The organism is Acerihabitans arboris, assembly GCF_010131535.1.
Lineage (GTDB): Bacteria > Pseudomonadota > Gammaproteobacteria > Enterobacterales > Enterobacteriaceae > Acerihabitans > Acerihabitans arboris.
Genome location: NZ_WUBS01000018.1, coordinates 12,696 through 35,774 on the forward strand (window position 1 = coordinate 12,696; position 23,079 = coordinate 35,774).

Consider the following 23,079-nt stretch of genomic DNA (forward strand, 5'->3'; position numbering starts at 1 on the left):
ACTGATTTCATTATCAGCGTTTTCCTCCGCGAACCTCCCTGAAAATATCATGGCCGGCCTTACGAATAATAAGCCGGTGGCTTGCCATGGCGAACCGGGGTGGCCCATAACCCCGATGGTAAAAAACGACCCCTGGCTGGCCGGGCGGCTCCTTGCGCTGGCAGACGCGGGATTTGTCCAGCATGAGGAACAGGGCGACGGCGGCATGGGCTGGTGGCTGACGCCCACCGGCACCATGGTTCCGTGGTCCCATTGGGATGGCTGTTATGGCCGGATGTTGATAAGCCCGCTCGCGCCCTGATCATAACCTCATCATTGACCTTTTACCCCGGCGACCCGATAATCATAAACACTTGACTCGGGGTGTCCGCCGCCGTGCGCCGGACTGAGATTTCACCCGTATGACCTGATCTGGATAATGCCAGCGTAGGGAAGTCACGGCCTCTTGTCCCGCCGGGTCCGTGTTCCATAACGCCGGCTGGGAGCGCCATGAACGTCGAACCTGCCGAATTGCCCGGCTTAGCCGCCGCCACATCCCTTGCCCTGCTGCGTCAACATGCGCCGTTGGTCCATTGCCTGACTAACGACGTGGTGCAGGCGTTTACCGCCAATACCCTGCTGGCCGTCGGCGCCGCGCCGGCCATGGTGATAGAACCGCGTGAGGCCGCGCAGTTCAGCGCCGTGGCCGATGCCCTGCTGATCAATATCGGCACGTTGACCGAGCGGCGCGGCGTCTCGATGCTGGCCGCCATCGAGGCGGCCAACCAGGCGGGCACGCCCTGGGTGCTGGATCCGGTGGCGGTGGGCGCATTGACCTTCCGTACTGAATTTGCCCTAAGCGTACTGCCGTTAAAACCCGCCGCCATCCGCGCCAATGCGTCGGAAATCCTGGCGCTGGCCGGGCAGCCGGCGCTGGGCCGGGGCGTGGACAGCGCCGACGACTCCCGCCACGCCTTGCCCTTTGCCCGCAGACTGGCCGAAGAGTACGGCACCCTGGTGGCGGTGACCGGCCGGGTGGATTTTATCACCGACGGCGAGCGGGCGTGGTCGGTGGCGGACGGAGACATCATGATGACGCGCGTCACCGGTACCGGCTGCGCCTTATCGGCCGTGGTGGCGGCGTTTTGCGCCCTGCCGGGGGATCGGCTGCAGCATGTGGCCGCCGCCTGCCGGGTGATGGCGCGGGCGGGGCGCTTAACCGCCCCGGAATCCGCGGGGCCCGGGAGTTTTGCCGTCGGTTTGCTCGACCGGCTGTACCGCCTGCAGGGGGAGGATCTGCAATGACGCGCATCTGCAACCTGCTCAGTATTGCCGGTACCGATCCCAGCGGCGGCGCCGGTATCCAGGCCGATCTGAAAACCTTTTCGGCGCTCGGCGCCTATGGCACCACGGTCATTACCGCGCTGGTGGCGCAAAATACCCGGGGCGTGCAGTCCATTTATCCCATCAGCCCGCGATTTGTGGCCGAGCAGTTGGATTCGGTGCTGGGGGATGTGCGCATCGACAGCGCAAAAATCGGCATGCTGGGGCAGGCGGCCATCGTGCGGACGGTTGCCGACAAGCTGCGGCAATACCCCATCCCTTATGTGGTGCTCGATACCGTCATGGTGGCGAAAAGCGGCGATTTTTTATTATTGCCGGACGCAGTGGACGCGGTGCGGGATTTGCTGTTGCCGCTGGCGTCCATTATCACTCCCAACCTACCGGAGGCGGCGGCGCTGCTGGGCTGCCGGCCGGCGGACAGCGAGGGGGAGATGCGCGAACAGGGGCGGGCATTGCTGGCCTATGGCTGCGGGGCGGTGGTCATGAAGGGCGGGCATTTGCCCGGGCAGTCCAGCCCCGACTGGCTGATTACCGCGACCGGCGAACAGCGTTTTGACGCCGCGAGGGTCGATACCCGCCACACCCACGGCACCGGTTGCACGCTCTCCGCCGCGCTGGCGGCCCTGCGGCCGTTACATGACGACTGGGCGCAGACGCTCTTCGCGGCAAAGACCTGGCTGCAGCAGGCTCTGCTGCATGCGGATGACCTACAGGTCGGTCAGGGTATCGGGCCGGTCCATCATTTCCACCAGTGGTGGTGACATGCCGGTTAATATGCCCTGGGCAAAGCTAAGCAATGAGCGGGCGTGGTGCAGATGCTGCGCATCGAAGGCATTAAGCAGGTAGCTCTTATCGCCACGGTGCGGGCGGATGCGCAGGGAAGGCAGCAGAACGCCGCCCCGGGTTTCCGGCACCGCCGTATAGATATAGCCCGGCTGCATCTGGTTGTCTTCATCGCGCCACAGTAATTGCAGCGCGGGGTAGGGGCCCAGGCAGCGGGCGATAAAGACATTACCGGCCCAGAAGCCTTCGAACTCGCCGTCTTTTTGCAGCCGCTTTTCGCTGAAAACCGGCGCGTTAACATAACCCGCCAGCGCGTCGGGCGTTAACGCCTGTTGTAGCTGGCCCCACAGCGGGCTGCCGTTTTCCAACTGCCAGCAGGCCATGCCGATATAGTCGTTCAGCGCCTGCCAATCCTGCTCCAGCTTCAGCTTGACCGGCTTATCGGTCATATTGCGATACTGCATCAGCGGGCTGACCAGCTCGCCCAGCGTATTGTAGGTAATCAGCATCATGGTACGCGGATTGCGGCGAAACGATAGCCACAGGATCAATTTCGGGATGCGGAACGCAATCGACTGCACGCTGAGACGATACTGGTTCTCCTTGGTCAGTACAAAGCCGTTGGAGGTGCCGCGCTTTTCATGATAGTTATGAATCACCACCACGCTGTCGGCGCCCATCCAACCGGTAATATAATGTTCTTTGTCACTGTGGGTGACCTTGATATCCTCGACCATGTCGCACAGGCTTTTTTCCTGCAGCGTCTCGAGGGAATGGGCTTCCCCGGCGCTGTAGTAAAGCGATTGCGGCGCGGGCAGGGCAGGTGAAAATGCTTGCATGATAACTTCCTGAACCAGCTACATAGCCTATAGATTACCCTAAGTTGTTATACAAATTCTCATGCGCCTGGCCCCGGACTGTCATTAATGTGCGGAAGATCAAATCCCAGGCCGAACCCAACGCCGTTAAGCGCGTATTTATCAGCCCAGCAGCGGGCAGAGCGGTGGTAAACGGCATGTCAGCGCCGCTGGCAAGACGGTAATCAGGAATTTTTTCCCCTTCAGCGGTTCGCCGTCGAGGTTGAAGGTCACCTCATGGGGCGCCTCGATCTCAAGCCAAGGGAGCGAGGCGGATATCACATGGGGATTTTGCTCATCGCTGGTCAGGCTGTTCAGGAGTATCGGCAACAGCGCCTCGGAGGCATAGACCCGCAGCTGCAGCAGGCCGTCGTTAATCAGTGCGTCCGGGCAAAGCGCCTGCCCGCCGCCGGCCTGGCGGCCGTTGCCGATGCCGATAACCAGCGCCTCGCCCGCCCAGTTGAACCCGGGTCCCTTGATTTCACAGCTGTCGGCTTTCAGGGTATCCATGCGCAGCAGGCCGTGGATAAAATAGGAGGCGCCGCCCAGGGCGGATTTCAGTTTTGCCGGGGTCTCGGAGGTAATCCGGGTGCCGAAACCGCCGGTGGCCATATTGATAAAATAGCGATCGTGATTGACCTGGGCAATATCGATGTCGGCCGGCTTGCCGTTAATGGCCAGCGCGAGCGCCTTATCCAGCCCCTGCGGAATAGCGCAGCTGAGGGCGAAATCGTTGGCGGTGCCCAGCGGCAGGATGCCCAGGCAGGGGCGATGCTCCGCCGGCAGCAGCACCAGGGCGCCGGCAATTTCATTGATGGTGCCGTCGCCGCCGCCGGCGATAACCGTTTCTACCCGCAGGCGGGCGGCCTCCTCGACATAACGCTGCGCGTCCCCATGCTCCCAGGTCACGCGCACATGAAGCGGGTAGCCCGCTTCGCGGTGCCGCTCCACCGCCATTCTGAGCTCTTCATCACCCGCGCTTTTGCCGTTCACGATGAGCAGCGCAGCGGGCGCGGTTAACATGGCTGATTCCATTGATGCTTTCCCTTGGAGTAATGGTTTTTCGCGGTGATACAGCCTAGATACTATATATCGCTTCGGGAATGTCGAGCAGGAATATGCGTTCAATGGCGGGAAAAAACGCGGGAAACGTACAGGGACGATAATGCGTTAAAAAAAAAGGCCGCGCCAAATAAAAAGCCAGCTCAAGGGAGGATGAGCTGGCGAAAGAGGTGGTTCCTGGTGGAGCTGGGTCATTGTTTTGCGTTTTGATTCAGCAAGCGCATCATACGCTTTGCCCCGCCGGCGTATTGTGACCCAATTCTAATTTCCAGATTAACGATGCCGTTTTTGTGTGTAATAGTTAACCGGCGGTTATGTCTGTCGCCGCGACTTTTGCGTGCGGATCGCGAGTGGACGTGCCCGGCAGGTTTCTCAGCAGGATTGCGAAGCGCACATCAATCTCCTGCGGGATCGGCAGGTAAACGGTATGGCCGTTGCCCGGCGCCACCTCGGCTTCGGCGCCTTTGCCGGTGATAATCCGCTCAAGGGTGAAACTGACGTTGCCCTGCGGGGTCATCAGCTCGACGCTGTCGCCGCGGGAGAATTTGTTTTTCACATCCACTTCGGCCAGCCCGTCGCGGCGCGCGCCGGTAAACTCGCCGACAAACTGCTGGCTGTCGGAAACGGAATAGCCGTAATCGTAGTTCTGCTGATCCTCATGGACATGGCGGCGCAGGAACCCTTCGGTATAACCCCGGTGCGCCAGGCCCTCCAGCGTGTTAAGCAGGCCGGCATCAAACGGCTTGCCGGCCACGGCGTCATCGATTGCCCGGCGATAGACCTGGGCGGTGCGCGCGCAGTAATAAAAGGATTTGGTGCGGCCTTCGATTTTCAGGGAATGCACGCCCATCGCCGCCAGGCGTCCCACATGCGCAATCGCCCGCAGGTCTTTCGAGTTCATGATATAGGTACCGTGTTCATCTTCGAACGCGCTCATATATTCGCCGGGGCGCTGGGCTTCTTCCAGCATAAACACCCGGCCGGTCGGCGCGCCGATGCCAAGGGTCGGTTCAACCTGGGTGACGGCGATGGGTTCATGCCGGTGGACGATATTGCCCAGGTCGTCCTCCTTACCCGCCTGCACCTTATATTCCCAGCGGCAGGCATTGGTGCAGGCGCCCTGGTTCGGGTCGCGCTTATTCAGGTAGCCCGACAGCAGGCAGCGGCCGGAATAGGCCATGCACAGGGCGCCGTGGACAAACACTTCCAGCTCGATTTCCGGCACCTGGGCGTGAATTTCCTCGATCTCTTCCAGCGACAGTTCCCTGGAAAGGATAACCCGGGTCAGACCGGCCTGGTGCCAGAATTCCACCGTCGCCCAGTTAACCGCGTTGGCCTGTACCGAAAGATGGATGGGCATGGCCGGAAATGCCTGGCGCACCAGCATAATCAGGCCGGGGTCGGACATGATCAGCGCGTCGGGACCCATCTCGACCACCGGCGTCAGATCGCGGATAAAGGTTTTCAGCTTGGCGTTATGCGGGGCGATATTCACCACCACATAGAATTTTTTACCCAGGCCGTGGGCTTCGTTAATGCCGGTTGACAGGTTTTCGTGATTGAATTCATTATTGCGCACCCGCAGGCTATAACGCGGCTGGCCGGCATATACCGCGTCGGCGCCGTAGGCAAAGGCGTAACGCATATTTTTTAACGAACCCGCGGGAGAGAGTAGTTCGGGAGTAAACATGATAAATCTCGTCTGATATCAAGACAGGCTGCCCTTGCGCGGGCAGTAAAGCACGGGATTTTAGCCCCTGGCGGGGAAAAAATCAGCAAAAACCGATGAAACGCAGGGTTAATTCATGGCGCCTGGCACGCGCAGCGCGCCCCAGGCGTAGACGGGTCAGTGAGTCAAATCCATGATCTCTTTGGTGGCGGCGCATTCCATCGCGGCTTTAATGCCTCGTCGGGCGGCGGTTTCGGAATTGTACGGGCCGCTTTGCCCGAGGATTTGGTAATTACCTCCCCTGAGAATGAAATAGGCATGCTGGTCCATACTGCTCTTTAACTCGTAATTATTCTCGTCCGGGGCGTTATATCGGGCGAAATGAATGGCATTCTCCGCTGACGCCTTGCTGCAGAACGTGGCGCTGGAGAGAATGATTTCGTCGTGAATCCCCTTGAGTCTAAAGATAAAATGCCCATTCCTGACTTTTTCCAGCTCATAGTGTACGGTTGCCATGTCGGCTCCTCCTTAACTTACACTGCGCCTGCGCGCTCAAAGAAGTATAGGAGACGATAACGGTCGTCACCGTGGCTGAATCGGTTAAACTAAATCTCCGGGTTCGGCTTCCCAGCGGTAGCCCATGCCGTAGACGGCGCGGATAAACACCACGTCGTCGGCCAGGCACTCCAGCTTGCGGCGTAGATTCTTGATATGGCTGTCTATCGTGCGATCGGTGACCACGCGGTAATCGTCATACAGCTGGTTAAGCAGCGCCTCGCGCGAAAACACTTTGCCCGGCGCGCCGGCGAGGATTTTCAGCAGCCGGAATTCGGCGGGGGTTAAATCCAGTAACCGGTCGCGATAGCTGGCCTTGAACCGGTTTTCATCGATTTTCAGCGGGCTGGGCAGCGGCGCGGATGCCGCCGGGCGATAACAACGGCGCATGATGGCCTTGACCCGCGCGACCACCTCCCGCGGGCTGTAGGGTTTGCAGATATAGTCGTCCGCGCCGATCTCAAGCCCGAGCAGCCGGTCGATCTCTTCGGTCTTGGCGGTCATCATGATAATGGGCACATCGGAAAAGCGCCTGATGTCCCGGCATACCGCCAGCCCGTCGCGGCCCGGCAGCATTAAATCCAGCAGCACCAGCGCGGCCGGTGTTTTCAGCAGGTAATCGGCCACTTCGTCGCCCCGGGTCAGCCAATGGGTGCGGTAGTCCGCCGCCTGGAGGTAATCCACCAATAATTGCCCCAGCTTGGGCTCATCCTCGACGATAAGGATGGTTAACGGCGCTGTGTCTGGTTCGCTCATAATGTCCTGGGTGCCCGGGGATAGAGCGGTAATTGTACCGTGATTTGCAGGCCGCCTGAAGCCGAATGCGCGGCCGATATCGTTCCGCCGTGGGCGTCCACGATATTCTGGCAAATCGCCAGCCCCAGCCCGGAACCGCCGCTGGCGCGATTGCGTGAACCCTCGGTACGGTAGAATCGTTCAAAAATCCGCGTAAGCTGCTTATCCTCGACGCCGGGAGCGCTGTCCCGCCAGCGCAGCGTCAGGTTGTCGTCCCTGATCCATCCCTCGAGCGCCACGCTGCCCGGGACGTCGGTATAGCGCAGGCTGTTTTCCAGCAGGTTGAGGAATAGCTGGGTCAGGCGATCCGCGTCGCCGAAGATCCAGGCTTTGTCGGGCAACGATAAGGTCAGCTCCAGGCCCTTGATCATAAAGCGTTCACGAAACGACGCCACCGCAATAGCCAATATATGGATGGCGTCCACCCGATCCTTGCGGTAGGCCAGCGCCCCGGAATTGGACAGGGAAAGTTGGTGCAGATCGTCCACCAGCTTGGTCAGGATGGTGACTTCCGCCTGCAGCGATGAAAGCGATGCGCCGGTCGGCTGCCGCACCCCGTCCTGCAGCGCCTCCAGCTCGCCGCGCAGTATCGACAGCGGCGTGCGCAGCTCGTGGGAAATATCGGCCATAAATTCGCGGCGCATGGCGTCGTTTTTTTCCAGCGACATGGCCAGCTGGTTAAAATCATTGGCCAGGCGCCCCAGCTCATCCTGGGTGCCGGTCTCCACCCGCGAGGAGAAATTACCGGCGGCCAACTGATGGGTACCGCCCACCAGCCGTTTAACCGGCGCCAGCAGGCCGCGCGCGGTTAACCAGGTTACCGCCGCCGCCAGCAACCCGGCCAGGCCGACAATCAGCCAACTGGTGCGCCGCTGCTGGGCGTCAAAGCTGATATCCGCGTCACGGGTCAGCCGTTCCACCGGCGTCGACATCACCCAGCCGACCAGGGTGCCGTTGACGTTAATGGCGCGGCGCGGGCCCTCGTCCGGCAGGGGACCGCCCGGGCCGACCAGCTTTTTCCGCTGGGCGTCCACCACCCAGATCTGGGTGCGCAGGCCATGGGGCGGCAGGTTTTTGCCTTCCTCCAGATTTTGTTCGAAGGATCGCAGCAGCTGATAGACGAAACGATCGTTATTGCGCAGGAAACGCCAGTCGCCGTGCAATTGATACTGATCGGCCAGCGCGTTGCCCAACAGCTCGATGCGCTGGTTATTGCTGCGTTTGATATAGTCGATAAAACCGCGCTCAAAGCTGACGCGTGTTCCCCAGTGCATGGTGATCACCACCAGCATGCAGGTGGCGAAAATGGCGAGAAACAGTTTTGCGGTAATGCCGAATTTCATCATGACCTCTGTTGCCCGTCCGGGTCGCGTTGCGACAGCAGACCGTTTGGCGTGGTATCGGGCGGTACGCGGGCAAATACCAGCGCCGGCAGGGCGATCACCACCGCCATGCATAAATAGGTGGCGATAAATACGCCGTGGATATCACTGGTCGCCAGCGGCGCCTGCGTGCCGGCAAACAGGCCGAGCAGGATGCCCACCGTGGTCACCCCGAGGCTCATGGACAATTGCATCACCATCGATAACAGGCTGTTGCCGCCGCTGGCCAGGGAATCAGGCAAATCCTTCAGCGTCAGGGTGTTCATCGAGGTGAAACGCATGGCGTTGACCACCCCCTGGAAAAACAGTACCACCGGGATGGCGTAAGTCCAGCCCGCCAGCGCCACCAGCGGAAATACCAGGCTGACCGCCGCCAGCCCGAGCGTTGCGCCGGTCAGGACGTTACGATAGCCGGCGCGGTTGACCAACCGCACGATGATGCGCTTGGTGCCCATGCTGCCGATCACCATCGGGATCATCATCAGCCCGGCGTGGAACGGGGTGTAGCCCATGCCGAGCTGTAAAAACAGCGGCGTCATGAACGGCAGCATGCCGCTGCCGATCCGTCCCAGCAGGCTGCCGAGCAAACCGATGGAGAAGGTCGGGGTATCGAACAACCGCAGGTTAAACAGCGCGTCTTCATTACGCCTGGCGTGCAGCCAGTAGCCGAACAGCGCCAGCAAGCCTGTCAGCATCAGGCCGGCGATATATATCGGGCCGATGTTCAGTCCTTTACGCCCCTCCAGCCCCAGGGTCATGGTGGCCATGCCCACCGCCAGCAGGACAAAACCGCCGATATCAAACCCGCGGGTCTCCATTTTGTAGTTCGGCATCAGCAGCCAGGTGATAAGCGCGCCGATAACGCCCACCGGCAGGTTGATCAGGAAGATCCAGTGCCAACTGGCGTATTGCACCAGGAAGCCGCCCAGGGCGGGGCCGATCAGCGGTCCCACCTGGCCCGGCATGGTGACGAAAGCCATCGCCGCCATATACTGCGAGCGCGGCACGATTTTCATCACCGTCAGACGTCCCACCGGCACCATCATCGCGCCGCCAATGCCCTGCACCACCCGCGCCAGCACCAGCTCCTGCAGCGATTCGGCCCGCGCGCACAGCAGCGAGCCCAGGGTAAACAACAGGATAGCGCTGAAAAACACCTTCTTGACGCCGAACCGATCCGCCAGCCAGCCGCTGGCCGGCAGCATCACCGCTACCGTCAGCACATAAGAAACGATCACCGAATGCATATGCAGCGGGTTTTCTTTCAGGCTATGCGCCATCGAGGGTAGGGCGGTATTGACGATGGTGGTGTCCAGCGTTTGCATAAAAAAGCCAAAGGCCACCGTCCACAGTTGCCAGTGCACCGAGGCGGAGGGCCGGGGCTCGGCGGGGGCGGTTTTATGATGAAATGGATGCCATTGCATGTCGCGGTTACTCTTGCTCTGGGATAACAAGGCCGGCGCGGGACGGACGCCCTTTCAGGCGTAATTTATCAAAGAACAGATAAATCACCGGCGTGGTGTACAGGGTCATCAACTGGCTGACCACCAGCCCGCCGACGATGGTAATACCGAGCGGCTGGCGCAGTTCGGCGCCGTCGCCGCTGCCGAGCACCAGCGGCAGCGCGCCGAACAGCGCCGCCAGGGTGGTCATGATAATGGGCCGGAAGCGCAGCTGGCAGGCCTGGAAAATCGCGTCGGACGCGCTGATGCCGCTTTGCCGCTGGGCGGTCAGGGCAAAGTCCACCATCATGATGGCGTTCTTTTTCACGATGCCTATCAGCAGCAGGATGCCGATCATGGCAATCAGGCTGAACGGGGCGCTGAACGCCTCAAGCGCCAGCAGCGCGCCAATCCCGGCCGAAGGCAGGGTGGATAGGATGGTTAGCGGGTGCACATAGCTTTCATAGAGGATGCCCAGCACGATATACACCGTGGCGATGGCCGCCACGATAAGCCACAGCTGGGATTGCTGGGTCTGCTCGAACACCTTGGCCGTGCCGGCAAAGGTGCCGCGCACGCTGGCGGGCACGCCCAGCCCGGTCATGGCGCGCTCGATGGCCGCCGACGCGGTGGACAGCGCCACGCCTTCCGGCAGGTTAAAGGAGAGGGTCGACGCCGCCGAGAGGCCCTGGTGGTTGACCGACAGCGGCGCGTTGGCCGGTTGCCAATGGGCAAACGCCGACAGCGGGATCGGCTGGCCGGTGGCGTTAATCAAAAACATCTGGCCCAGCGCGCCCGGGTCCTGGGTATATTGCGGCGCGACTTCCATCACCACTTTATATTGATTCAGCGGTTGGTAGATGGTGGATATCTGCCGCTGGCCGAACGCATTGTTAAGCAGGTTATTGACGTCGGACACCGCCAGTCCCAGGCGGGCCAGCACGTCTCGATCATACACCAGGCCGAGCTCCGAGCCTTTATCCTGCCGATCGGAGTTGACATCGGCCAGCTCGGGCAGCGCCGCCAGCGCCAGGCGCACCCTGGGCTCCCAGGCGCGCAGGTCGGCCAGGTCGTCCGCCAGCAAGGTATACTGGTAGGCGGCGTTGGACTCCCGTCCGCCGACGCGGATATCCTGCACCGCCGATAAATACAGATCGGCGCCCGGCTCCTTGACCAGCCTGGCGCGCAGGCGGGCGATAACGTCCTGGGAGTTGTCCCTGCGCTCGGATAAAGGCTTGAGGGAGATATACATCGACCCGGCGTTGGTGCGCGAGCCGCCGGTATAACCGGTGACATTATCTACCGCCGGGTCGGCAGCCACGATCTTCATAAAATCCTGTAGCTTGCCGCGCATCGCCTGGAAGGAAATACTCTGGTCGGCCTGGATAAAACCCTGTATCCGCCCGGTGTCCTGCTCCGGCATCAGGGTTTTGGGTATGGCGATATATAACCAGACGTTCAGCGCCAGGGTGGCCAGGAACAGCAACAGCACCCAGCCGGCGTGATTGAGCACCCAATGCAGCGAACGCGCATAGCCGCCCTGCAGCCGCAGCATCAGGACGGTAAAACCATCGGGTTTATTATCGACGCGCGCCGGATCCTTGCCCAGCAGGCGGGCGCAGAGCATCGGCGTCAGCGTCAGCGACACCACCAGTGAAATCATGATGGCTACCGACAGCGTCACGGCAAACTCGCGGAACAGCCGGCCGGGCAGGCCGCTCATCAGCAACAGCGGAATAAACACCGCCACCAGGGACAGGCTCATCGACAGCACGGTAAAGCCGACTTCGCGCACCCCCAACAGGGCCGCCGCCAGGGGTTTCATGCCGGACTCCACGTGACGGGCGATATTCTCCACCACCACGATGGCGTCATCCACCACAAAACCGGTGGCGACGGTCAGGGCCATCAGCGAAATATTGTTCAGGCTGAACCCGCACAGGTACATGGCGGCAAAGGTGCCGATCAGCGACACCGGCACGGCCAGGGCCGGGATCAGGGTGGCGCGCCAGGATCGCAGGAACAGCAATACCACCAGGATCACCAGCGCCACCGCGATCGCCAGCGACTGCTCCACCTCGTCAAGGGAGGCGCGAATGGTCGGCGAGCGATCCTGCGCGACGCTCATCTCGATGCCGGCCGGGATCGAGGCGCGCAGGGCCGGGATAGCCGCCCGGACGCTTTGCACCGTGGAAATGATATTGGCGTCGGGCGAGCGGAAAATCACGATCAAAATGGCCGGTTTATCATTCGACATGCCGGCGTTGCGCACGTCCTGTACCGAATCGCGCACCTTGGCCACGTCCTGCAGCCGCACCACGCCGCCGTTTTGATAATGCACAATCAACGGCTGGTATTCCCGGGCGTGGTACAACGCGTCATTGGTGCGGATTTGCCAACGGGATTGCGGGTCCTCCAGCGCGCCCTGCGGGCGGCGGACGTTGGCCAGGCTGATGGCCTCGCGTACCTCGTCGAGCGACACGCCCTGGTTAAACAATGCCTGGGGATTAAGCTCGACCCGTACCGCCGGCAGCGACCCGCCGCCGACGTTCACGTTGCCGACGCCGTCCATCTGGGCAATATTCTGCGCCAGCTGGGTGGAGGCAATATCATAGAGCTGGCCCTGGCTATAGGTGTCCGAGGTCAGGGTCAGGATCATGATCGGCGCATCCGATGGATTCACCTTGCGGTACTGCGGCCGGTTGGGCATGCCGCTGGGCAGCAGGCTTTGCGCCGCGTTAAGCGCCGCCTGCACGTCGCGCGCCGCCCCGTTGATGTCGCGATCAAAATCGAACTGCAAAATAATCCGCGTACTGCCCAGGGAGCTGCTGGAGGTCATCTCGTTGACTCCGGACACATGGCCCAGCGCGCGCTCAAGAGGCGTGGCTACCGAGGACGCCATGGTCTCGGGGGCGGCGCCCGGCAATGACGCCGTGACCATCAGCACCGGAAAATCCACCTGCGGCAGCGGCGCCACCGGCAGCAGGCGAAAACCGATCGCGCCGCACAGGGCAATCGCCAGCGTTAGCAGCAGCGTGGCCACCGGGCGGTAGATAAACAGGGCGAAAAATTTCACGTCGTTTCCGGCTTATCGACAACGGGCCGGCTGTGGCGCGACAGGCGGTCAAACAGCAGATAAATCACCGGCGTGGTGAACAGCGTCAACACCTGGCTAACCACCAGCCCGCCCACCATACAGATCCCCAGCGGACGGCGCAGCTCCGCGCCGACCCCGGTGCTGAACATCAGCGGCAACGCGCCGAACAGCGCGGCCAGGGTCGTCATCAGGATCGGCCGGAAACGCAGCAGGCATGCCTGGAAAATGGCGTCGTAAGGCGTCATGCCCTTTTCCCGCTCGGCGGCCAGCGCAAAATCGATCATCATGATGGCGTTCTTCTTGACGATGCCGATCAGCAGGATAATGCCGATGATGGCAATCACATCCAGCTCGTGGCCGGATATCATAAGCGCCAGCAACGCCCCCACCCCGGCGGTGGGCAGGGTGGACAGGATGGTCACCGGATGGATAAAACTTTCATACAGCACGCCCAGCACGATATACACCGCCACGATGGCCGCCGCGATAAGCCACGCGGTGCTGTCGAGCGCCGACTGAAAGGCCAGCGTGCTGCCCTGGAAACGGGTGGCGACGCTGTCCGGCACATCCAGGTCCTGCTCGGCCTGGTTTATGGCCTGCACCGCCTCGCCCAGCGAATAGCCGGGCGCCAGGTTAAACGAGACGGTGGCGGCGGGAAACTGCTCGAGATGGTTTATGGATAACGCGCCGAGGCGCTGTTGCACGCTGCTGATGGCGCTGAGCGGCACCATGTTGCCGTCGCTGCCCTTGATGCGGATATTGTCGAGCGCCGCCATTCCGGAGAGCTGGTCGGTATCCTGTTCCAGCACCACCCGGTACTGGTTGGCCTGGGTGTAGATGGTGGAAATCAGCCGCTGGCCGAAGGCGTTGTACAGCGCGTTGTCCACATCCGACATGCTGATGCCCAGCCGGCTGGCGCTGTCGCGGTCGACCTTGATATAGGCCTCCAGCCCGCGATCCTGCAAATCACTGCTCACATCGCGCAGCTGCGGCAGGCTTTGCAAACGGGACAGCAGCGGCGGTATCCATTTGCCCAGATCGTCCAGGGACAGGGATTGCAGCGTGAACTGATACTGGGTATGGCTGAGCTGGGTATCGATGGTGAGGTCCTGCACCGGCTGCAGATACAGCCGGATGCCGGTCAGACCGGCGGTCGCCCGCTGCAAACGCGCGATCACCACGCCGATCCGGTCCTGCCGCTGGTCCAGGGGTTTAAGGTTAATCTGCAGCCGTCCGCTGTTCAGCGTGGCGTTGGTGCCGTCCACGCCAATCAGCGAGGAGACGCTGCGTACCGCCGGATCGCGCATGATCACCGACAGCACTTCCTGCTGGCGCTGCGCCATATTGCTGAACGACACGCTTTGCGCCGCCTGTACCGTGCCCTGGATAACGCTGTTGTCCTGGGTGGGGAAAAAGCCTTTCGGGATCGCCAGGTACAGGATAATGGTCAGCGCCAGCATGGACATCGCCACCGCCAGCGTCAGCCAGGGGTGGAACAGCACCTTGCGCAGCAAGCCTCCGTAGCCGGCCACCACCCGTTCGAAAATACGTTCGCTGGCGCGGGTAAAACGATTCTGGCGGCGCAGGGATTCGTAGCTTAACATCCGCGCGCACATCATCGGCGTCAGGGTCAGCGACACCACCGCCGAAATCAGGATGGCTATCGCCAGCGTCACCGCGAATTCCCGGAACAGCCGCCCGACGATATCGCCCATGAACAGCAGCGGGATAAGCACCGCGATTAACGACACGGTCAGGGAAATAATGGTAAAGCCGATTTCGCCGGCGCCCTTCAGCGCCGCCGCCGGCGGTTTTTCCCCCTGCTCGATATAGCGGGAGATATTTTCGATCACCACTATGGCGTCATCCACCACAAAACCGGTGGCGATGGTCAGCGCCATCAGGGTCAGGTTGTTGATGGAAAATCCAAGCAGGTACATCACCGCAAAGGTGCCCACCAGCGACAGCGGCACGGCGACGGCCGGGATAATGGTGGCGGCGGCGTTGCGCAGGAACAGGTAAATCACCATCACCACCAGCGCAATGGACAGCAGCAGTTCGAACTGCACGTCGCTGACCGAGGCGCGGATATTGTCGGTACGATCGGCCAGCAGCGAGACGGTGACCGACTTCGGCAGGCTGGCGGTCAAGGACGGCAGCAGGGCGCGGATGCTGTCGGCGGTGGCAATGACGTTGGCGCCGGGCTGGCGCTGGATATTCATCACGATGGCCGGCTGGCGGTTGGCCCAGGCGCCCAGGCGGTTGTTCTCGGCGCCCTGTTCGATGGTCGCCACATCGCGCAGCCGCACCGGCGCGCCGTTTTGCCAGCTGACGATTAGCTGGCGGTAATCCTCGGCGGATTTCATCTGATCGTTGGCCGACAGGGTCACCGAGCGTTCGGGCCCGTCCAGGCTGCCCTTGGCGGAGTTGACGTTGGCGGCGTCGATGGCGGTGCGCACGCTTTCGCTGTCCAGGCCATAGGCCGCCAGCGCGGGGGCGTTAAGCTTGACCCGCACCGCCGGGCGCTGGCCGCCGGAAATCGAGACCAGGCCCACGCCGCTCACCTGGGAAATCTTTTGCGCCACCCGGGTCTCCACCATGTCCTGCACCTGGATCATCGCCATGGACGTCGAGGTGACCGCCAGCGTCATGATCGGCGGATCGGCCGGGTTGACCTTGCTGTAAACCGGTGGATTGGGCAGATCGTCCGGCAGCAGGTTGGTGGCGTTATTGATGGCCGCCTGCACTTCCTGCTCGGCCACGTCCAGCGGCAGCGACAGCTGGAACTGCAGCGTGACCACCGACGCGCCGCCCGAGCTTTGGGACGCCATTTGCTTTAATCCCGACATCTGGCCGAACTGCCGCTCCAGCGGCGCGGTGATGGCGGAGGTGACGACATCCGGGCTGGCGCCGGGATACAGGGTCACCACCTGGATGGTCGGGTAGTCCACCTCGGGCAGCGCCGACACCGGCAACGTCCGGTAGCCGAGGATGCCGGCCAGCAGGATGGCGATCATCAAAAGCGTGGTGGCGACCGGCCGCATGATAAACAGGCGCGAGGGACCGCCGTTATGGCTGGACGGCAACACTTCCATCAGGATTTTTCCCCACGGCGCTCAGGGGAGCGGACGACGGCGGGCTGCGTGCTGGCGGGGGCGATAACCTCCACCCTGGTCCCTTCGGTAAGCCGGTCGACGCCGTCGGTAACCACCCGCTGTCCCGCCTGCAAACCGGCGGTGATCACCACCTGCTGGCTGTTTTCCATGCCGGTGGTTACCCGATGCTGGCTGACCTGGTTTTCATCGTTCAGCACCCAGACAAAGTGGCCGTCGTTGCTCATCTGCACCGCGGCCGGCGGGATCACCACCGCGTTTTGCAGGGTGGCCACCTTCATGCGGACATTAACAAACTGATTGGGAAACAGGCTGTCGTCGGTATTGTCAAAACGGCCCTTCAGCTTAACCGTGCCGGTGGCGGCGTCGATTTGATTATCCAGGCTGAGCAGCGCGCCCTCGGCCAGCTTGGTTTTATTGGTGCGATCCCACACCTCGACCAAGGGCGCGTTACCGGTTTTCTGCGCGGCGATAACGCTTGGGATCTCGCTTTCCGGCAGCGTAAACAGCACATCGATCGGCCGCGTTTGGGTCAGCAGCACAATCCCGGTGGTATCGCCGCTGGTAATATAATTGCCCACGTCCACCTGGCGCAGGCCGACCCGCCCGTCCATCGGCGCGGTGATGCGGCTATAGGCCAGCTGCAGTTCGGCGCTGGCCACCGCCGCCTGATCCACCTGCACCGTGCCCTCGGCCTCGCGCACCAATGATTGCTGCGTGTCGAGCTGTTGACGGGAGACCAGGCTGGTTTTGACCAGCTGCCGGTAGCGGGCGATATCCTGCCGGGCGTTGGCGAGGGTAGCCTGGTCTTTCGCCAGTTGGCCCTTGGCCTGCAGCAGCGCCACCTCAAACGGACGGGGATCGATCTCCGCCAGCAACGCGCCCGCCTTGACCCATTGGCCCTCGGCGAAATGCAGCGCCATCAGCTGGCCGTCCACCCGGCTCTTCACGGTCACGGTGCCGGCGGCGGTCACGGTGCCCAGGCCCGTAACAAAACGCGGCACCGATTTAGCCTGCGCGATGGCGGCCTGGACCGGCGACAATGCCTGGTTGTGACGGCCCGGGCGACTGCCGCCGCGACGGCCGGCCTCGGGGCGTTCGCCGCCGGAACGGGCGGCGCCGGCGGGTTCGGCGACGGTTTGTCCCTTGCCCTGCCGCCAAAGGAAAAACGCGCCGATAAGGATTATCAGCAGCGCCGCTATCAGGAGCAATAAGCGTCCATTGCGTTTACCCTTCATCAATCGATATACCTGCAATCATACGGACAGGGCATCAGAATCGCACGTCCCTGCATAAAGGAGAATGATATATCCAGTTTAGACAAAAAAGCGCGGTTAAAAATGGAGGAACTGTGGAGGTATTGTCAGGGAGTGTCGCTTTGGTACGAAAATTGCCCCGAAACGCCATGTCCGGGGCGGGAGCGCTTATCAGTTGGCCGCCGACACATCGATATCGCCGAAATATTTCTTCGCCAGGGTGCCGATCGTCCCCTGGGCTTTCACCTTGGCGATGGCGTCGTCCAGCTGTTTTTTCAGGACGTCGTCGCCTTTGCGGATACCGAAGGCGATGCCGCTGCCGAGGATGGCGTCATCGCTGACCGCGGGTCCGCTAAACGCGAAACCCTTGCCCTGCGGCTGCGACAGGAAACCGGACTGCCCGGCCGGCGCCAGCACCAGCGTGCCGTCCAGGCGACCCGAGGTCAGGTCCATATAAACCTGGTTCTGATCCTGGTAGGCCACCACGTTCACGCCTTTGCCGGCCCAGTGGGCGTTGGCATAGGATTCCTGGATCGATCCCTGCAATACGCCGACGCTTTTGCCTTTCAGCGATTCAGGGGTCGGCTGCAGTCCGGCGCCGGCGCGGGCGATCAGTTTAGTGGGCACCCGGTAAATCACCTGGGTGAAATCAATCGCCTGGCGGCGCTTTTCCGTGACATTCATCGCCGAGTTGATGGCGTCGAATTTGCGCCCTTGCAACGCCGGGATCAAGCCGTCAAAAGAGGTATCCAGCCATTCGCATTTTACCCCGGCGGCCTGGCATACGGCATTGCCCAGATCGATATCAAAGCCCTGCAGTTCCCCGGTGGGCGATTTGGATTCAAACGGTGGGTAGAGCGCTTCCAGGCCGAAGCGGATTTTGCCCTCGTCCGCCATGGCCGGTATCGCGGCCATGCCGCACATAAACAGTAATAGGGTGGCTATTTTTTTCATTGCGTGTCCCGTCATAGGTAGATAAAAACGACATAAAAAACGGCGATCGGGGTCGCCCATGGCCCGGCCTACTCCGGCCGCCATGCGCAGAGCCTGCGCGCGCCTTCAAGCAACGTCTGTTCATCCTTGGCGAAACTCAGCCTGATCATCCCGGTATCGGCGCCGTCGTGGTAAAACGCCGACAGGGGTATGGATGAGACTTTGGCATCGCGGATTAATTTTATAACCATATCGTTATCGCTGTCCGCCGAGAAATGACTAAACTGCGCCAGCAGGAAAAAGCTGCCGCCGCTGGGCAGCAGTTTAAACGGCGAATCCCGCAGGGCAGTGGCCAATATATCGCGCTTTTGCTGATAAAAAGCCGACAGGCCGAGATAACTTTCCGGCCGGGTCAACGCCTCGGCAAAGGCATATTGCATCGGCGTATCGGCGGCAAAGACCATGAACTGGTGCACCTTGCGGATTTCCAGCATCAGTTCGGCCGGCGCCAGGCAATAGCCCACGCGCCAGCCGGTGACGCTGTAGGTTTTACCGAAGGACGACACCACCACGCTGCGCTCGGCCAGCGCGGGATACGCAGCCATGCTGCGGTGGGGAACGCCGTCAAACACCACATGCTCATATACTTCGTCCGACAGTATCAGGATATCGGTGCCGGCGGTCAGGGCGGTAAGCCGCTGGATATCCTGTTCGCCGAATACCATCCCGGTGGGATTATGCGGGCTGTTGACGATAATCATGCGGGTGCGCGGGGTAACTGCCGCGGCCACCGCGTCCCAATCGATACGGTAGTTTTCGAGCGACATTTTCACCGGCACCGGCACCGCGCCCTGCAAACGCGCGATGGGGGAATAGCTGTCGAACGCCGGTTCAAAATAGATCACCTCGTCGCCCGGATGCACCAGGGCGCTGATGGCGCTGTAAAGCCCCTGGCTGGCGCTGGCGAGAATGGTGATTTCGCTTTCCGGGTCGTACCGGCCGCCGTACAGGCGCGCCACTTTATCCGCCAGCGCCTCGCGCAGAGCCGGCAGGCCGGGCATTGGCGCATATTGGTTATGTCCGGCGCGCATGGCTCTCGCGGTGCTGTCTATCAACAGCGGATCGCAGTCAAAGCTCGGCGCCCCCGATGAAAGATTAAGGGCCTGGTGTTCGGCGCTCAGCTGTCCGATAGTGGTGAAAATAGTGGTGCCGACATCGGGCAACTTAGAGCGGGGCGGAATAACGCTCTGCATGGGTAACTTCCTCCGGGTGCGGTTAAAACGGCATAAAACCGTGACACTTGTGGCTAAATGAATAATGATTAAGCAACATATCCGTCGCGACGACAACCGATCCTTTATCATAGATGCCATGATCCTGAAACATGGCCGCGGCAAGGGAAGGACATCGAGACGGCAACCTTGCCGCCCGCGTCAGCGGGATAACCGGCAATCCGGACCAGGGAGCCCTGCCCGTGGACGCACTCTTTATCCTCTGCCCGCCCGGGGCGGCGACATGAATCCGCTGCCCTCGCTGGATGTGCTGAAAACCTTTATCGTCGTCGCGGAGCGGCTGAATTTTACCCATGCCGCCCGGCATATGCATCTTACCCAGGGGGCCGTCAGCCGCCAGATAGCCGGGCTGGAACAGCATCTGGGCTGCGCGCTGTTTATCCGCCAGGCGCGGGGGCTGGCCCTGACCGAACCGGGCCTGGCCCTGCTGGCGCCGTTGCAGCAGGCGATGGGGCAAATCGACTCGACGCTGGCCCTCGCCGGCCGACCGGCGGGCACCCTGCGGGTTAAGTGCCCAACCTGCGCCATGCGCTGGCTGTTGCCCCGCATTATCCAACTGCAGAACCAGCATCCTGAAATCGATATCGCCCTGACCACCGCCATTTCCCATGGGGTCAATTTCGCCAGCGAACATTTTGACGCGGCGGTGGTATTCGGCCGGCCGGACAATAAACGGGTACAGACCACCCATCTGTTCGATGAGGTGCTCACGCCGGTCTGCATACCGGAATTATGGCGCGGGCAGGGTGACGCCGTCGCCCGGCTGGCCGATAAAACCCTGCTCCATCCCACCCGCGATCGCCGCGATTGGCTGTTATGGCTGAGGACGGCCGGCTGCGACGCGCCGCCGCCGACCAAGGCCCAGCATTTCGATACGCTGGATTTAGCCATGACGGCGGCCCTGCAAGGGTATGGCATCGCCATGGGCGATCTTTGCCTGCTGGAGTTCGACCTGCAGGCCCGGCGCCTGATAGCGCCTTTTCCCCTGTGCATACAAAGCGGCGCGTCCTATTATTTGATCCATCCCGAACAGAAAGTGCTGTCGCCGCCGCTGGTGCTGTTCAAGCACTGGCTGGAACGGGAGGCGCGTGACAGCCGGCAAAGGCTGGCGCTAAACCTGGGGAATGCTAAGGTAGTTAATCTGGCAAGGCGCTAAAGCTATAGCAACAAGAAGAGGACATGACAATGGAAACAAGAACCTTGGGTCGTTCCGGAATTACCGTTCCACCGCTGACCTTCGGCGGCAATGTGTTTGGCTGGACTATCGACAGGCAGACGTCCTTCGGGATGCTTGACGCGCTGGTGGAGCGCAGGCTGAATTTCATCGATACGGCCGATGTGTATTCGGCCTGGGTAGACGGCAACCAGGGCGGCGAATCCGAAACCATTATCGGCGACTGGCTGAAAAAAAGCGGCAGGCGTGATGAGATGATTATCGCCACCAAGGTGGGCAAGCCCATGGGCGGCGATAAAAAAGGCCTGTCGGCGGGCTATATCAAACGCGCGGTGGAGGATTCGCTTAGACGCCTGCAAACCGACTATATCGATTTGTACCAATCCCACGACGATGATCAATCCGTGCCGCTGGAAGAGACCCTGGCCGCGTTTGACGCGTTGATCAACGAGGGCAAGGTACGGGCCATCGGCGCGTCGAACTACGCAGGCCCGCGGCTGGCGGAGGCGCTACGCATCAGCGAGCAGAACGGCCTGGCGCGCTATGAGACGCTGCAACCTAAGTACAACCTCTACGATCGCCAGGAATATGAGCAAAACCTGGCGCCGGTGGTCACCGCGCACGGCGTGGGCGTTATCAACTTCTACGCGCTGGCCAGCGGCTTCCTGACCGGTAAATACCGTGGCCGCGAGGATGCCGCTAAAAGCCGGCGCGGTAACAGCGTGGTTGAAGCCTATCTCAACGATCGCGGCATTCGCATACTGCATACCCTGGACGCGGTCAGCGAGCAGCACCGGGTTACGCCGACCCAGGTGGCGCTGGCCTGGCTATTGAAACGTCCCGGCATCACGGCGCCCATCGCCAGCGCCACGTCGGTGGAGCAACTGGACGAACTGGTAAAAGCGCTCGCTCTGCGGCTAAGCGACGAGGATTACAGGCAATTGGACGAAGCCAGCGCCTGGAAATAACCCTGACGGCGCTCTCGGGCGGCGGCCGACGTCATCCCGGGAGCGCGCCGGCGTAAAGCCGCGCCACGGCGGCAATGTCCTGTTTACGGCAGCGGGGAATAATCAGAAGGATTTGACCAGCACACCTTTAGCCGGCAGCGCGGTCCCGGTCCTGATCAGGGAATCAAATGATTTTTCGACTTTCACTACCTGTTGGAAAAATTCCTCCGGCGTCAGGCCGGCGGCTTTGCCGCTCATATAGGCCAATGCTAATTCTTTTGCCTGAAAACGTGAAAAATTATACATTTTATGCCTCGATTAAAGTTAATTTTACGCGGAATGCCTGAGCCGAATAAGGGGTTAAAACAGTTATCGACCAGCACCGAAGGGTCATCATTCCCTTGTCGCCAATTAGGGCATACTACGTTAATGCCCAATCTTTGATAGCTGCTTTTATAGATGGATTCGATAGCTGAAAGTTAACTTTTTAGCGAGGTTCCCGCTTTTATCGGCCGGGGACTAGCGGTGCTTTTGCTATTATGCGCAGCGTGGAGGCGGGGTGCAGTTTAAGGCGATGGGGGGGACGCACCGGCCTGGCGACTAATTCCCCGCCGCAGTTGGGACAACGGTTATCAAGATGGTTTTCGGCGCAGCCGGCGCAGAAGGTGCATTCATAGGAGCATATGCGGGCCTGATGGCTTTCGGCGGGTAAATCGCAATCACAACGTTCGCAGTTCGGGCGTAATTCCAGCATCACTTTCTCCCGGCAAGATTATTCAAGGCACCTTGTGATTTTTAGCAAAATATATTTATATAGTACAGGTCAAAAGCGGCCAATGTCAGGTACATTCCGGGACAGATATAGTGGCATCAGGTTAATTTCCTAAAGGTGGGGTTGAATGGATATCCGTAATATCGAGGAAGCTGATTTTACCGGAATTTGCCGCTGGTTTACCTCGGAAAAAGAGCTGGCGCAGTGGGGTGGCCCACTGCCGCGTTTCCCCCTGGACCCGCCGCAATTAGCCGAAATGCTCGCCGAATCGGCCGGCGCGCCGCCCCGCAGGTGGCTGTTTTGCGCCGGGCCGCCGGGCGCGGCCACCGCTCATGCCCAGGTAACCTTTGACTGGCGTAACGGCGTGGCCCTGCTGGGGCGGGTAGCCGTTAACCCGGAACAGCGGGGGCAGGGGATTGCCGTCCCCTTCCTGACCCGGATAATCGAGCTGGTATTCGCCTTGCCTGCTATTGAACGTCTGGAGTTGAATGTCTACACCTTTAACCAGGCGGCTATCCATACCTACGAAAAACTGGGTTTTATCCGTGAAGGCGTACGCCGCAGCTCGGTGAAAGTGGGCCAGCAGCGCTGGGATACCGCCATGTACGCTATGCTGCGGTCGTGACT

The 23,079-nt window shown here is 61.1% G+C and carries 20 protein-coding genes and 1 riboswitch; of the genes, 6 read left to right on the plus strand and 14 right to left on the minus strand.

Translation table 11 applies throughout. The annotated features are described in order from the left end of the window. Positions 1-49: 49 nt before the first annotated feature. From GRH90_RS21765 to thiD, 3 genes are all read left to right on the plus strand, one after another. Positions 50-301 carry a hypothetical protein gene (locus GRH90_RS21765; protein ID WP_162368075.1) on the plus strand — a complete coding sequence of 84 codons (252 nt, stop codon included), beginning with the start codon at positions 50-52 and terminating at the stop codon, positions 299-301. Positions 302-349: 48 nt separating this feature from the next. Then, positions 350-450, plus strand: a riboswitch (TPP riboswitch). Between the two features lie 39 nt (positions 451-489). After that, a complete protein-coding gene (gene thiM / locus GRH90_RS21770; RefSeq protein WP_162368076.1) occupies positions 490-1,284 on the plus strand; it encodes a hydroxyethylthiazole kinase in 795 nt (264 codons plus the stop codon). Further along, positions 1,281-2,084 (plus strand): bifunctional hydroxymethylpyrimidine kinase/phosphomethylpyrimidine kinase, encoded by an 804-nt coding sequence (gene thiD / locus GRH90_RS21775; protein WP_162368077.1) that lies wholly within the window; start codon positions 1,281-1,283, stop codon positions 2,082-2,084. The genes thiM and thiD overlap by 4 nt, the downstream gene beginning before the upstream one ends. Here the strand turns inward: thiD and GRH90_RS21780 are convergent. The 12 genes from GRH90_RS21780 to GRH90_RS21835 all read right to left on the minus strand — a co-directional run bounded on the left by GRH90_RS21780 (position 2,031) and on the right by GRH90_RS21835 (position 19,520). Beyond that, complete coding sequence (locus GRH90_RS21780; protein WP_162368078.1) at positions 2,031-2,945, minus strand: hypothetical protein; 915 nt, start codon at positions 2,943-2,945, stop codon at positions 2,031-2,033. The genes thiD and GRH90_RS21780 overlap by 54 nt on opposite strands. Positions 2,946-3,086: 141 nt before the next feature. After that, the gene (gene yegS / locus GRH90_RS21785; protein ID WP_162368172.1) at positions 3,087-3,986 is read right to left on the minus strand and encodes a lipid kinase YegS; all 900 of its coding nucleotides are present in this window, start codon (positions 3,984-3,986) and stop codon (positions 3,087-3,089) included. 340 nt (positions 3,987-4,326) lie between these two features. Then, positions 4,327-5,715, minus strand: a complete 1,389-nt coding sequence (gene trhP / locus GRH90_RS21790; protein ID WP_162368079.1) for a prephenate-dependent tRNA uridine(34) hydroxylase TrhP — start codon at positions 5,713-5,715, stop codon at positions 4,327-4,329. 156 nt (positions 5,716-5,871) lie between these two features. After that, positions 5,872-6,210 carry a YegP family protein gene (locus GRH90_RS21795; protein ID WP_162368080.1) on the minus strand — a complete coding sequence of 113 codons (339 nt, stop codon included), beginning with the start codon at positions 6,208-6,210 and terminating at the stop codon, positions 5,872-5,874. Between the two features lie 84 nt (positions 6,211-6,294). Further along, a complete protein-coding gene (baeR, locus tag GRH90_RS21800; protein WP_162368081.1) occupies positions 6,295-7,005 on the minus strand; it encodes an envelope stress response regulator BaeR in 711 nt (236 codons plus the stop codon). Further along, positions 7,002-8,387, minus strand: coding sequence for an envelope stress sensor histidine kinase BaeS (gene baeS, locus GRH90_RS21805; protein WP_162368173.1), 1,386 nt, complete (start codon positions 8,385-8,387; stop codon positions 7,002-7,004). Before baeS ends, baeR begins: the two co-directional genes overlap by 4 nt. Further along, on the minus strand, positions 8,387-9,850 hold the full coding sequence (gene mdtD / locus GRH90_RS21810) for a multidrug transporter subunit MdtD (protein WP_162368082.1): 1,464 nt from the start codon (positions 9,848-9,850) through the stop codon (positions 8,387-8,389). The genes baeS and mdtD overlap by 1 nt, the downstream gene beginning before the upstream one ends. Before the next feature lie 7 nt (positions 9,851-9,857). Then, the gene (mdtC, locus tag GRH90_RS21815; protein WP_162368083.1) at positions 9,858-12,944 is read right to left on the minus strand and encodes a multidrug efflux RND transporter permease subunit MdtC; all 3,087 of its coding nucleotides are present in this window, start codon (positions 12,942-12,944) and stop codon (positions 9,858-9,860) included. After that, the gene (locus GRH90_RS21820; RefSeq protein ID WP_162368084.1) at positions 12,941-16,060 is read right to left on the minus strand and encodes an MdtB/MuxB family multidrug efflux RND transporter permease subunit; all 3,120 of its coding nucleotides are present in this window, start codon (positions 16,058-16,060) and stop codon (positions 12,941-12,943) included. Before GRH90_RS21820 ends, mdtC begins: the two co-directional genes overlap by 4 nt. Then, positions 16,060-17,316 (minus strand): MdtA/MuxA family multidrug efflux RND transporter periplasmic adaptor subunit, encoded by a 1,257-nt coding sequence (locus GRH90_RS21825; protein WP_162368085.1) that lies wholly within the window; start codon positions 17,314-17,316, stop codon positions 16,060-16,062. The genes GRH90_RS21820 and GRH90_RS21825 overlap by 1 nt, the downstream gene beginning before the upstream one ends. Before the next feature lie 189 nt (positions 17,317-17,505). Continuing rightward, positions 17,506-18,288, minus strand: coding sequence for an ABC transporter substrate-binding protein (locus GRH90_RS21830; protein WP_162368086.1), 783 nt, complete (start codon positions 18,286-18,288; stop codon positions 17,506-17,508). Positions 18,289-18,356: 68 nt separating this feature from the next. After that, positions 18,357-19,520: a methionine aminotransferase gene (locus tag GRH90_RS21835; protein WP_162368087.1), complete on the minus strand. Its 1,164-nt coding sequence runs from the start codon at positions 19,518-19,520 to the stop codon at positions 18,357-18,359. A 262-nt stretch (positions 19,521-19,782) separates the two neighbouring features. Between GRH90_RS21835 and GRH90_RS21840 the strand changes: the two genes are divergently transcribed. Beyond that, positions 19,783-20,715: a LysR substrate-binding domain-containing protein gene (locus tag GRH90_RS21840; RefSeq protein ID WP_162368088.1), complete on the plus strand. Its 933-nt coding sequence runs from the start codon at positions 19,783-19,785 to the stop codon at positions 20,713-20,715. A 29-nt stretch (positions 20,716-20,744) separates the two neighbouring features. Then, positions 20,745-21,701, plus strand: a complete 957-nt coding sequence (locus GRH90_RS21845; protein WP_162368089.1) for an aldo/keto reductase — start codon at positions 20,745-20,747, stop codon at positions 21,699-21,701. Positions 21,702-21,803: 102 nt separating this feature from the next. On the opposite strand, the gene GRH90_RS21850 is transcribed toward GRH90_RS21845, so the two are convergent. Both GRH90_RS21850 and GRH90_RS21855 read right to left on the minus strand, forming a co-directional pair. Continuing rightward, positions 21,804-21,986 (minus strand): hypothetical protein, encoded by a 183-nt coding sequence (locus GRH90_RS21850; RefSeq protein WP_162368090.1) that lies wholly within the window; start codon positions 21,984-21,986, stop codon positions 21,804-21,806. Positions 21,987-22,185: 199 nt separating this feature from the next. Next, positions 22,186-22,434 (minus strand): DUF1272 domain-containing protein, encoded by a 249-nt coding sequence (locus tag GRH90_RS21855; RefSeq protein WP_162368091.1) that lies wholly within the window; start codon positions 22,432-22,434, stop codon positions 22,186-22,188. Between the two features lie 145 nt (positions 22,435-22,579). On the opposite strand from GRH90_RS21855, the gene GRH90_RS21860 reads away from it, so the two are divergent. Next, positions 22,580-23,077 carry a GNAT family N-acetyltransferase gene (locus tag GRH90_RS21860; RefSeq protein WP_162368092.1) on the plus strand — a complete coding sequence of 166 codons (498 nt, stop codon included), beginning with the start codon at positions 22,580-22,582 and terminating at the stop codon, positions 23,075-23,077. Positions 23,078-23,079: the final 2 nt, after the last annotated feature.